Annotated in this window: 9 protein-coding genes; 4 read left to right on the plus strand and 5 right to left on the minus strand. The window is 66.8% G+C overall.

The features are described 5' to 3' along the window. The 4 genes from XM50_RS00915 to XM50_RS00930 form a co-directional block, all read right to left on the minus strand. The coding region (locus XM50_RS00915) for a phosphatidylserine decarboxylase (protein WP_046406624.1) at nucleotides 1–344 on the minus strand (344 nt) is incomplete at its 3' end. 33 nt (nucleotides 345–377) lie between these two features. Beyond that, nucleotides 378–1424 (minus strand): amidohydrolase family protein, encoded by a 1047-nt coding sequence (locus XM50_RS00920; protein ID WP_331386550.1) that lies wholly within the window; start codon nucleotides 1422–1424, stop codon nucleotides 378–380. A 99-nt stretch (nucleotides 1425–1523) separates the two neighbouring features. After that, on the minus strand, nucleotides 1524–2033 hold the full coding sequence (locus tag XM50_RS19015) for a thioredoxin family protein (RefSeq protein ID WP_052742320.1): 510 nt from the start codon (nucleotides 2031–2033) through the stop codon (nucleotides 1524–1526). Further along, a complete protein-coding gene (locus tag XM50_RS00930) occupies nucleotides 2020–4128 on the minus strand; it encodes a TonB-dependent receptor plug domain-containing protein (RefSeq protein ID WP_052742321.1) in 2109 nt (702 codons plus the stop codon). The genes XM50_RS19015 and XM50_RS00930 overlap by 14 nt, the downstream gene beginning before the upstream one ends. Before the next feature lie 96 nt (nucleotides 4129–4224). Here XM50_RS00930 and mntR point away from each other — a divergent pair, with 96 nt between their 5' ends. Next, nucleotides 4225–4659 carry a manganese-binding transcriptional regulator MntR gene (mntR, locus tag XM50_RS00935; protein WP_046406625.1) on the plus strand — a complete coding sequence of 145 codons (435 nt, stop codon included), beginning with the start codon at nucleotides 4225–4227 and terminating at the stop codon, nucleotides 4657–4659. Nucleotides 4660–4680: 21 nt separating this feature from the next. On the opposite strand, the gene XM50_RS19020 is transcribed toward mntR, so the two are convergent. Then, a complete protein-coding gene (locus XM50_RS19020) occupies nucleotides 4681–6489 on the minus strand; it encodes a sensor histidine kinase (protein ID WP_052742324.1) in 1809 nt (602 codons plus the stop codon). A gap of 353 nt (nucleotides 6490–6842) precedes the next feature. On the opposite strand from XM50_RS19020, the gene XM50_RS00945 reads away from it, so the two are divergent. The 3 genes from XM50_RS00945 to XM50_RS00955 all read left to right on the plus strand — a co-directional run. Continuing rightward, entirely contained in the window at nucleotides 6843–8072 is a 1230-nt protein-coding gene (locus XM50_RS00945; protein WP_046406626.1) for an NAD-dependent epimerase/dehydratase family protein, read from the plus strand. Then, entirely contained in the window at nucleotides 8069–9673 is a 1605-nt protein-coding gene (locus XM50_RS00950; RefSeq protein ID WP_046406628.1) for a hypothetical protein, read from the plus strand. Before XM50_RS00945 ends, XM50_RS00950 begins: the two co-directional genes overlap by 4 nt. Nucleotides 9674–9728: 55 nt before the next feature. Further along, on the plus strand, nucleotides 9729–10946 hold a 1218-nt coding region (locus XM50_RS00955; protein WP_052742325.1), incomplete at its 3' end, for a glycosyltransferase family 2 protein.

Consider the following 10946-nt stretch of genomic DNA (forward strand, 5'->3'; position numbering starts at 1 on the left):
GGTTCTTTGTCGCCACTCTGAGTGAGAGCTTCACCAGCACCAGCAACAGGGATTGGCTTGTCGCCCTGGCTGATCGCGCCGTCGACCGGACAGACGAAATCCGCCTGTGCGATCGGGCGGAGGCCGGCGCGCAGCGGGCGGGTGAAGAAGTCGTTGAACGTGGCATAGCCGGCGACGTCGGGGTTCGCCGCCTCGCTCATGTCGACACCGTAGCGCGCCGCGAACAGCCGGATCAGCCGCGTCGTCACCGCGCCGCCCTTCATCCCGGCGACCCGCCCGGCGAGCGTCGTCAGCCCCTGTTTGGGGAGGGCATATTGCAGCAGCACTTTGAGGCGATCGGTCATGGCTGCCGCTATAGGCGCGACTGGGTGGGATTGTCAGGCGAGCAGATGCTCGATGCGGTAAAAGCGTGCGGCAGCGCCGGCGAACAATTCGCGTTTCTCGTCCGCGCTGGCGCCCTTCGCGATCAGCTTGAAGGCGTTCCACAGCGTACCGTAGTCGGCGCCCCAGCGGTCGACCGGGAAGTTGCTTTCGAACATCGCCCGCCGGGCGCCGAACGCGTTGATGGCGGTTTCGACATAGGGGCGGAACAGATCGGCCAGCCGCGCCGCGCTGGTCCGCGTCTCCGGGCCCAGTTCGCCCAGCTTGCAGAACGGCATGGCGAGGCCGCCGAGCTTGATCGTGACGTTGGGGCAGGTCGCGAGTTCCTCGACCGCCCCCTTCCACGCGGCGAACCGGTCATCGTGCCGGCCGGCATAGACGCCGAGGCCCAATGGCGTGCCGACATGATCGAGCACGATCGGCTGGTCGGAAAAAGCGCGGGCAAGCGCCGTCACCTCGGCGATCTGTGGCTCCAGCACCCAGGCGTCGAACGTCAGCCCGCGTTTGCCCAGTTCGGCAAACCCCTCGCGAAAGCGGGCATCGGCATAAAGCGCAGGCGGCGCATGGCCGAGCGGGCCGAGCACTTCCGGGTCGGTATCATGCGCGCCGATGTGGCGGATGCCGCGGAACCGGCCGTTGCCCGCCGCGATCTGCGCATCCAGCACCGCGCCGACGCCTGCGCCCAGCGTCAGGTCGGCCTGTCCGACGATGCCGGCACAGGCGCGAAACGGGCCGTAGATGCCACTCGCCGCGCGCGCCGCAACGCCGTTGACGAATTCCACCTCGCCCACCGGCTTCATCTCCGCCGGGCCGTCCACGCGGTAGAAGGCGCCGCACTGGAGGAAGACGGTGCCGATGACATTGTGCCCGCTGTGGCGGCAATCGCGCAGCAGCTCCTCGAACAGGTAGCGCGGGCTCTGCTTCACGATCGCGCCGAAGGGATGGTCGCTGTCGCGCGGCGGGATCGGGGTGAAATCCCACAGATGGTGGTGCGGGTCGATGATCGGCAGATCGGGTTCCAGCACGTCCTCGGTCATCATCATCCCCACTCCCACGTCGCGGCGCCCCACCTCCCCGCGATCCGGGTGTGTTCCTGCGTCAGCGTCGAAGGGAGTGTGGCACCAAGCGGGGGCGGTAGGAAGTCACCTGTCGGCGGGTGCGGATCCCAGCAGCCGGCGAAGCGTCGCGCGCGGCATGCTGTTGCCGTCCGCCTGCCAGCTGGTCGCCACCGGACTGCCGGCGCGGTCGAGCACGACGATGCCGGGCAGCGCCTTTCCGCCCAGCCGGCGAAGTACCGCGTGGCGCGCGCGATCGCACGGCAGCAGCAGCCACGGCATGCGGCTGGTGCGGGCATAGTCCAGCGTCGCGGCGCAACTGGCGTCATCGCCGACGAACAGCATTTCGATGCCGCGCGCGCGCAGCCGGGGATAGGCAGCGATCAGCTCGGGGACGAAGGCGCGGCACGGCCCGCACCAGCTTGCCCCATAATAGACCGCCAGCATGCGCGTGCCCGCAGGCACGGTGGCGCGGGTGACGCGGCCACGATCGAGCCGCTCGAACGCGCTGCCGGCGGTCCGCGCCAGCGTGTCGTCAGGCCCCGCGCCGATCACCAGCCACGCCAAGAGCGGCAGCAGCAGCCTAGAGGCGCGCATTGATCCGCACGAAGAAGTTGCGCGGCAGGCGCGGGCCATAGACATAGTCGCTGTCGCGCCCCGCGCCGACCTCCAGGTCGCGCTGGCGGGCGTCGGTCAGATTGCGGATGCCGAACGTCACGTCGATTTCCGACCCGTCGTCGCGCACCGGAATATGGCGCGTCGCGGTCAGATCGAACACCAGGAACGGGTCGCTGTTGCGAAGCTCCGCCAGGCGGTTGTTCAGCACCGGCATCGACCCGGTGTAGCGCGCCGCGAGAAAGGCGTCGAAGGATGGCGTAACGCGCCACATGACCTGCCCGACGCCGGTCAGCCGCGGCGATTTCAGGTAACGCCGGGTGGCAATCTGCGTCGCGTCATCGTCGAAGATCACCTGCGCCGCATCGTAGCGCGCGTCGATATAGGCGCCGCCGATGCTGGCGTTCAGCGTCGGGGTGAAACGATAGGTCGCGTTCATTTCCGCGCCCAGCACGCGGCTGCCCCCGGCGTTGGAGCGGACGCGAAACAGGCTGCCGTCCGCCCGCTCGCGGATCTCGCCGAGGAAAAAGGTATCGCGCAGCTGCGTCCAATAGGCTTGCCCGTCCAGCGTGAAGGCGCCGTCGCGCCACGTTGGCCGCCAATCGAAGCCGACCGCGACACTGCGCGCATGTTCGGTGGTGAGGCCGGGCGCGTTGACGATGCGGATCGGCTCCGCGCCCAGCACGTCGACGTGAATGTCCTCGCTGAACACCTCGGGCGCGCGGTAGCCGGTGGAGTAATTGGCGCGCAGCACCAGTTGCGGGCGGGGCGAGGCCCATAGCCCGATGCGCGGCGAGACGATCACGTCGTCGATCTCGGAATTCTTGTCGAGCCGCGCCCCCAGCACGAGGCGCAGGCCCTCGCTGAGCGACCATTCGTCCTGCACGAAGGCGCCGAGCGTGCTGAAGCGGTCGTCGACGATCGTCGCGAGCCGCCGACCATCGGCGTCCTCACCGCGATCAACCACCTTCTCGCTGCGGATCTGCACCCCGCCGAGCAAGGCATGCGCGCCCGCGCGCGTCTCCAGCCGCAGCTCGCCATAATGGAAGGTGTCGCTGGTGCGGCCATATTGGGTGCGGCTGGCCGCCTCCGCTTCCGCCAGCGCGACCGGGTCATAGCCGGGGGCATCCGGGTTCGTCTCTACCTCCCCCAGGCCGCCGTAGAAGCTGCGCCGGTTGAGCACCGACAGGGCGTAGGTGCCGACCAGCCGCGTATCGGCGCCGAGCTGCTGCGTGACGCTGAGCGAGCCGCGATGTACGTCGCTGTCGATCTGTTCGGCGATGTTGGCGAGGTGCGCCGGGCGGTCGAGCAGATTGCCGCCGCGCCGGTCCTCGCTCGTGAACTGGTAATCGAACGCGACGGTGGTCGCCGCGCCAGCCGCCCATTCGCCGCGCGCGCCCGCGCTGATCAGCTTGCGACGGGCGAGCTCGGTATAGCCATCATCGTTGAGGTCGATCCCCGGGCTGCGATCGCCCTGCGCGAAGAGGTTCACGAACCCACCGGCAAAGGTCTTGGCCACCAGCAGCGAGCCGAAGGCGGTGAGCTTCCGGTCGACCCGCTGCACGTCGAGCGCGGCGCGGACACCGTCCTTTTCAGGGCGCATCGGCACGACGTTGACCACGCCCGCCACCGCGCCCGGGCCGTAGAGGACCGACGCGCCGCCCTTCACCACCTCAACCCGGTCGACCAGCACCGCCGGGATCTGCTCCACGCCATAGACCACGCCGACGCCGGTTATCAGCGGCAGGCCATCGAGCAGGATCTGGTTGTACGCGCCGGGCAGGCCGAGCAGCTGGATCTCGGTCGTGTTGCAATTCTGGCAATTGCTCTCCGTCCGCGCGGCGGGGAGGAAATCGAGTGCGTCGGCCAGGTTGCGCGCGCCCGACCGCTCCAGCACCGCCGCCCCGATCACATCGGTCCTGACCGGCGCCTCGCGCATGGTGCGCGGGGTGCGTGTGCCGGTCACCACGATCTGGCCGTCGCTGGCGCCCGGCGCAGGGGTGTCTGCCGGTCTCCCCTGCGGATCCCCTGCCGCGGCCACGCCTCCCAACACCAGGGCCAAGGTCACACCAAGCATCAAACCTCCCGCTAAAGGAGTTAGCCGATGCTAAATACGTTGCCCGAGTTCAAGTTCCGATTGGGATTTTCCCGGGGGAGCGGCTAAGGGGGCGGCATGACGCTGTCCGCCGCCGATCGTGCTGCTGCCTTCCGCAAGACGCGAGCCGCGCATCTCACCGAAGTTTCCGAGGATTATGTCGAGTTGATCGGCGACCTCATCGCCGAACAGGGCGAAGCGCGGCTGACCGACGTCGCCGAGCGGCTCGGCGTATCACAGGCGACCGCCTCCAAGGTCATCACGCGGCTGCGCCGGGACGGGCTGGTGGAGAACAAGCGCTATCGCTCGATCTTCCTCACTGACCGCGGGCGCGAGCTCGCCGATGCCTCGCGTGAACGGCACCGGATCGTATTTGAATTCCTCCGCGCGCTGGGGCTGGACGATGCGGTCGCCCATGCCGATTCGGAAGGGATCGAACATCACGTCAGCGAGGTGACGCTGGTGAAGCTGCAGGAGCTGACCCAGCGCCTGCGCCGGCCGGACGGGCAATAGCGGCGCGCAGGCCGCGGCGGATCATCCCGGCCCCGCGGCCATCCGCGGCGTCAGCGGAAACTCCAGCACGAACTGCGCGCCCGGGTCGGCGGAGGCGGCGGCAAGCTCGCCATTGAGCTGCGCCGCGAGGCTGGTGATCACGCGCATCCCGAGGCTGGTCGTCGCGCGGGTGAGATCGAAGGCTTCGGGCAGCCCACGGCCCTGGTCGGCCACCTCAAGGCGATAGCGTTCCTCGCCGATCGTCGTGCCGATGACCCGCACCTCGCCCTCGCTGCCCTCCGCATAGGCATATTTGTACGCGTTGGTGACCAGCTCGTTGACGAACAGCCCGATCGGGACCGCCATCTTCGCCGAGACCAGCGCCGGGTCGATCCTGACCACCGTATCATGCCTGGGCGCGGTCCGGGCGACCGCGAGGACGAGGCTGGGGAGGAAGACGGCAAGATCGACCGCCTTGGCATCAGCCTGTCGCCACAATTGGTCATGCACGATCGCCACCGCCTGCACCCGCGCCGCGGCATCCTGCAACGCGGCGCGCAGGTCGTCGCCCGCGGTGCGCGCCTGCAGCGACAAGAGCGAGGCGACCAGCGCGAGGCTGTTCTTCACCCGATGGCTGATTTCGCCCATCATCAACTGCTGGAGCTCCTCCAGCTTCTTCGCGCCGTCGATGTCATTGCAGATCCCGATCCACTTCTCAACCGCGCCCGCCTGGTCGCGCAGCGGGTTGCCGCGCGCCATGAACCAGCGCCAGCTTTCCTCGCCGGTTCGGATGCGGAAGGCCGTTTCGTAGAAGTGCACCTGCTCGACCGCCTCCTGCCACGCGGCGGCGGCGGCACCGCGATCGTCGGGGTGGACGATCTGGAGCCAGCCGTCGCCCAGCAGCGCCGACCCCGGCATGCCGGTGAGCAGCGAAAAGGGCGCGTTGACATAGGTGTAGCTGCCGGCGGCATCGGTCTCGAACGCCAGCGCGGGGATCGCCTCCACGACGGTGCGGAAGCGTTCCTCGCGCGCCTGCGCCTCGGCCGCCTTCTGCCGTTCCTCCATCTCGGCGGTCACATCCTCAACCTGGTTGATGATGTTGGTCACCTGCCCATCGGCGGCGAAGACCGGGATGTTGAGCAGCACCCACCAGCGGAGGTGGAACGCGCCGTCCGCACTCCTGATGTCGAACTTCTGCACCGGTATCCGGTCCGACCGGCGGCTTTCCAGCACCCGCTCCAGCGACCGTCGCAGGTTGCGCGCGCCAGTGGCGAACGGATCGTCGGGGTTTTCGGGGAAAGCATCGAAGATGTTCCGCCCGACCAGATCCTCCTCGCGCGTCATGGTGGCGCGCAGATAGCCGGGCGACGCTGCCTCGATGGTGAAATCGGTGGCGAGGACGAGGTGCGCGGTCTGCTGCGCCTCGTAGAGCGAGCGGAAACGGGCCTCGGCCGCGCGCAACGCATCCTCGATCCGCTTGCGGCTGGTGATATCGCGGCTGACCTCCAGCACGCGTTCGGTGCCGTCGGGGTCGACCAGCAGCCGCAGCCGGGACCACAGCACTACCTCCCGCCGGTCCTTGCCATGCTTGCGAAGCTCGCCTTCCCAGCTCCCCGTGGTGCGCAGCGCGCTCAGTATCTCGTCCCACGGGACGGGATAGTCCGTACCCAGCAGTTCGGCGGGCGAGCGATGCAGCGCCTCCTCCTCCGAATAGCCGTAAAGCTGCGTCGCGCCGTCACTCCACGTCTCCACGCCATTGGAGATCGTCCACACGATAATCGGGTCGTCGGAATGCCTGATGAGATCGGCGTCGGACTGAAACGGATGAGGCCGCCGATGGTGATCAGACATTCTGTGCAGCCTCTTGGAAATGGCGCCGGCTCACGATGCAGCTTCCCGGTCGCGGCACGCGCGAGAACCACGATCTTCCTCTCGGGCCTGACCGCCAAAGGTGGCGACCACCTGAAGTGCTGACCGGCGCCGCCATCTTCCGGTACGAGATGCCCCGTCACCATACGTATCAATGCCTAGCGACGCCCGGCGGCGGGCGCCCGTTGCGGCGGCATACCCACAACTGAAACGCCGGACCGCGTACAAGTCCCAATATTACTGGCCTTCGGTAGAGATATTAATGCGCGGCCGTGGAACACGGGCTGCTTGTCGGTCACCGATCAGCACACAGGCACAAGGGTGGACTGGGTATCATGAAGATCTTCGTTCTGGGCGGCGACGGCTTCTGTGGCTGGCCCACCGCGCTCCATCTATCCGCGCTCGGTCACGAGATCGTGATCATCGACAATCTGTCGCGGCGCCGCATCGATGCTGAGATGGGCGTGCGCAGCCTGACGCCGATCGCGTCGATCGATACGCGCCTTCAGGCGTGGCGCGAAGTCAGCGGCAAGACGATCCGCTACCAGCATATCGACATCGCGCAGGAGTTTGCCCGGCTCGCCGCCTTCATCGCGGTGGAGCGGCCGGACGCGGTGGTCCATTTCGCCGAGCAGCGATCCGCACCTTATTCGATGCGTGGTCAGGTCGAGAAACGCTACACCGTCGACAACAATCTGCGCGGCACGCACAATCTGCTGGTCTGCCTGGTCGAGGCGGATCTCGACTGTCACGTCGTCCACCTCGGCACCGCCGGCGTCTATGGCTATGGCGGGGCAGGGTTCGAGATACCGGAGGGCTACCTTCCCGTCACGGTGAAGGGCGAGAACGGCACCGTCCATGAACGCGAGATCCTGTTCCCGACCCAGCCGGGCAGCGTTTATCACACCACCAAGTCGATCGATCAGATCCTCTTCCAATATTATGCCGAGAACGATCGCCTGCGGATCACCGATCTGCACCAGGGCATCGTGTGGGGCACGCAGACGAAGGAGACGCGGCGGCATCCCTCGCTGATCAACCGGTTCGATTATGATGGCGAATATGGAACGGTGCTCAACCGGTTCCTCGTGGAGGCGGTGATTGGGCATCCGCTGACGGTCCATGGCACCGGCGGCCAGACCCGTGCCTTCATCCACATCGAAGATACCGTTCGCTGCATCGAACTGGCCGTCAACAACCCGCCCCAGCGCGGCGATCGGGTGAAGATCCTCAATCAGGTGGCCGAGACGAAGAGCGTCCAGGAGGTCGCTGAACTCGTCGCCAGGATAACTGGGGCGACGATCGAGCATGTTGCGAACCCACGCAACGAGGCCGCCGAGAATGATTTGCAGATGCGCAACGCCACGTTCCGCGGCCTGGGCCTCGATCCGATCCTCCTGTCGGAAGGGCTGACGACCGAGACCAGCGAGATTGCGGCGCGTTACGCCGATCGCATCGATCGCAGCCAGATCCTCGCCCGCTCGGCCTGGAATCGGACGCAACAGGCGGGGCTCGACCGCGCCGAGGCTGAACGCAAAAGCAAATCCGAGGGAGCGGTCGCATGAGACTCTGGGTATTGTGCCTGTTGGCGCTGCTGCTGGTCGGCTTGCTCGTGGCGGTGGAGCAAAGCGGGGTCTTCGATACGGTCACGGGCCGCAACAATCGTACGAACATCCCCATCTTCCAGGATTATGAGCGTGGCTCGATCCCGTTTGTCGAGGCCGACGGCAAGAGCGTCTTCGTGGCGCAGGTCGATCCCAGAAGCCCGCAGATCCTCAGCGGTTTCCCTTCCTACGCCAGCACCAAGTTCCGACTCCCGATCGACAGCCGGCCGGAAAGTGGCACGTATGACCTGAGCTTCTCCGCTGATGCAGTGAACGGCGCCGAGGGTGCGCTGCGGGTCACCATCAACGGAATCAAGCGCGCCGATACCGTCCTGCAGCCCGGCACTGCTCGCCAGCGCGTCCGCGTTGAACTGACCCCGACCGAATTGGCGGCCGGGGAGCTCGACGTGCGACTGGCACTGGTGGGGCAGGGGCCGCTCGCGGAATGCACCCCGAACCAGGCGGTCGCAGCGGTATTGACGGTGCTGCCCGAGACGGGGCTTCGGCTTCGGCTCGACAAGGCCCCCGACAGTGTCCGTGATCGACTGGCGCTGTGGGGCGATCTGATCCCGGTGAAGTGGAATGGCGCAACCGCGCCCGATACCGCAACGCTGCTCAACGCCGCTCGCCTCGCCGAGCGTGGCTACGGCCTCTATTTCGGCGACGGCGGTTTTTCCGCGGCGTCTCTGGCGGACATTACCAAAGGTGCGCCGGTGCGCCCCGATGGCCTGCAGCAGCTGAGCTATCCCATTCCGCTCGTGTCCCAGGTCGAAAATGCCGGCGCGCGCCGGTTTGATCGCGAAACGTCGTGGCGCTTCCGCTACAATGCGTCGCAGCTTCCCGGTGGCGAGCTACCCTCCGCCGTCGATCTGCGCATGATGCTCGGACCGGTCGCGGGGACACGCACGTCGCTGTTCGTGACGCTCAACGATCATCTGCTGCTCACCCGCGCGCTCGGCGACACCGACGAGCGGTTCGCCAACTCGCTGGCGCTGCCGGCGGCGGACCATCTCGATCGGAACGAGCTTGAGATCACGCTGACGTCGCGGCTGGCCGACGAGACACGCTGCGGCGCGATGCGGCTGATCGCGGCCGAGATGCTCCCCGACAGCGTCCTTCGCGGCGGCGGTGAGCGCCTGGTGACGGAGGCTTCGCGGCTGCGTGCTGCACTCGGTCCGAAGGCAGCGGTTGCCTTCAGGACGGGCGAACTCAGCGCCCCGCAAGCTCATAGTGTTGCGCTGCTGCTGGCTGATCTGCACCCCGACGGGCTGACGTTCGGCGGGGCGCAACCCGTCGCCACGGTGCAGGCGATCACCGGTGACCTGGATGCGGCGATCCGTCGCGTCCAGCCGACCGGCCAACAGTGGCTGATGTACTTCCCGACGGACGAGCGCGAGGGCGCATGGGTGGTACCATTCTCTTCCCGCCCCGCGCTCGGCGATACCGATGTCGCCTTGCTGGTCACGATCAACCGGCCGGCAATTGTTCAGCCCGCTCCAGCACCCTCGCCGACCGCGTCTGCGACCGCCCGGCCCCGCGCCACAGCCGATGCTGCGCGATAATGCCTCGCCAGCGGAGTCTGATCGGAAGCGCGCAAGTTTCGGATCATCCGACAGCTTGGCCGGCGGGCTCGCCGACCCGGTGTCGCTGTTGCAGGCACCGGCGCTTCTTCTGACCTTCTCGATCCTGTCGCTCCTTCAGCTTTCAGCGTTCGAGCTAGGCTATTTCAACAGGATCTTCAGCGTCGGGGATTACGTGGCCGGGCCGCACACCGGGATCAGTGCGGTGTCGATCCGTACGTTCATGCTGTCGTTTTTCATCGCTTTCTCGATCTTCACTTCGGGCACCGCCAAGGCCCGCACCCTGTTCTGTCTTGATCTGTGCTTCCGCTTCATCCTGCTCTGCGGCATCCTCGATGCCGGCAGCATCGCGCTGTACACCTACACCGGCAGGCCATTCCCGATGGTCGCAATCCAGGTGATGGCGGGTTTCGCGGGGATGGGCGTCTTTGCCTTTGTCATCATCCGGCGCGGTGCCATGCCGTCGCCGGAGGAAGTGGTGCGTGGCACCCAGCCGCAACTGCGTGCCTTCCTACGGCTCGGCGTAACGGGAACGGTCGCACTGGTTGCGTCCACCTGGGCGGCTGTGTCTCAGATCCCGCTCTTCGACGAACTGCGCCGCCTAGCGCTGCTGGGCGGCCTTGGGCCGGGCGTCATCCTCTTTCTCCTGGTGCTCTTCGCGCAGCTTTACATCATCGGGATTGTCGAGCGCCGCCGTCGATCGCGTGAGGATTTCCGGCCGCCGCTGTCGGTCGTCATTCCCGCCTACAATGAGGAATATGTGATCGGCCACACGATCCGGTACATCGATCGTGCCGCCGCGCACTATGGCGCGCCCGTCGAGGTGATTGTCGTCGACGATGCCTCAACCGACGAGACGGTCGAGACGGTGCAAGCGGTTACCACCATCTGCCACTCGATCAGCGTCCGGATCATCACGGTCGCATCCGGTGGCAAGGCCGAGGCCCTGAACCGCGGGGTAGTTGAGGCGAGCCACGATTTCATCGTGCGGATCGATGCGGATACGCTGGTAGGCGAAGACAATCTGACCCTCGCCATGCAGAATTTCGGTGATCCTGAGGTCGGTGCGGTTGGTGGCGTGCCACTGCCTCCCGGCGGCGCGATGTTCGACGCCGGTCGGCTGATCGAGGTGATCGTCAAGCACGGCTATTACTCGCCAGCGCTTGGTGCGGCCTCGGGGCTCGTGGGCATTCCCGGCATGTTCGTCGTCTACCGCGCCGAGGCGCTTCATGCCGTCGGCACCTTCGCCAGCGGG

The sequence above is a fragment of the Sphingomonas sp. Ag1 genome, assembly GCF_000980895.1.
Taxonomy (GTDB): domain Bacteria; phylum Pseudomonadota; class Alphaproteobacteria; order Sphingomonadales; family Sphingomonadaceae; genus Sphingomonas; species Sphingomonas panaciterrae.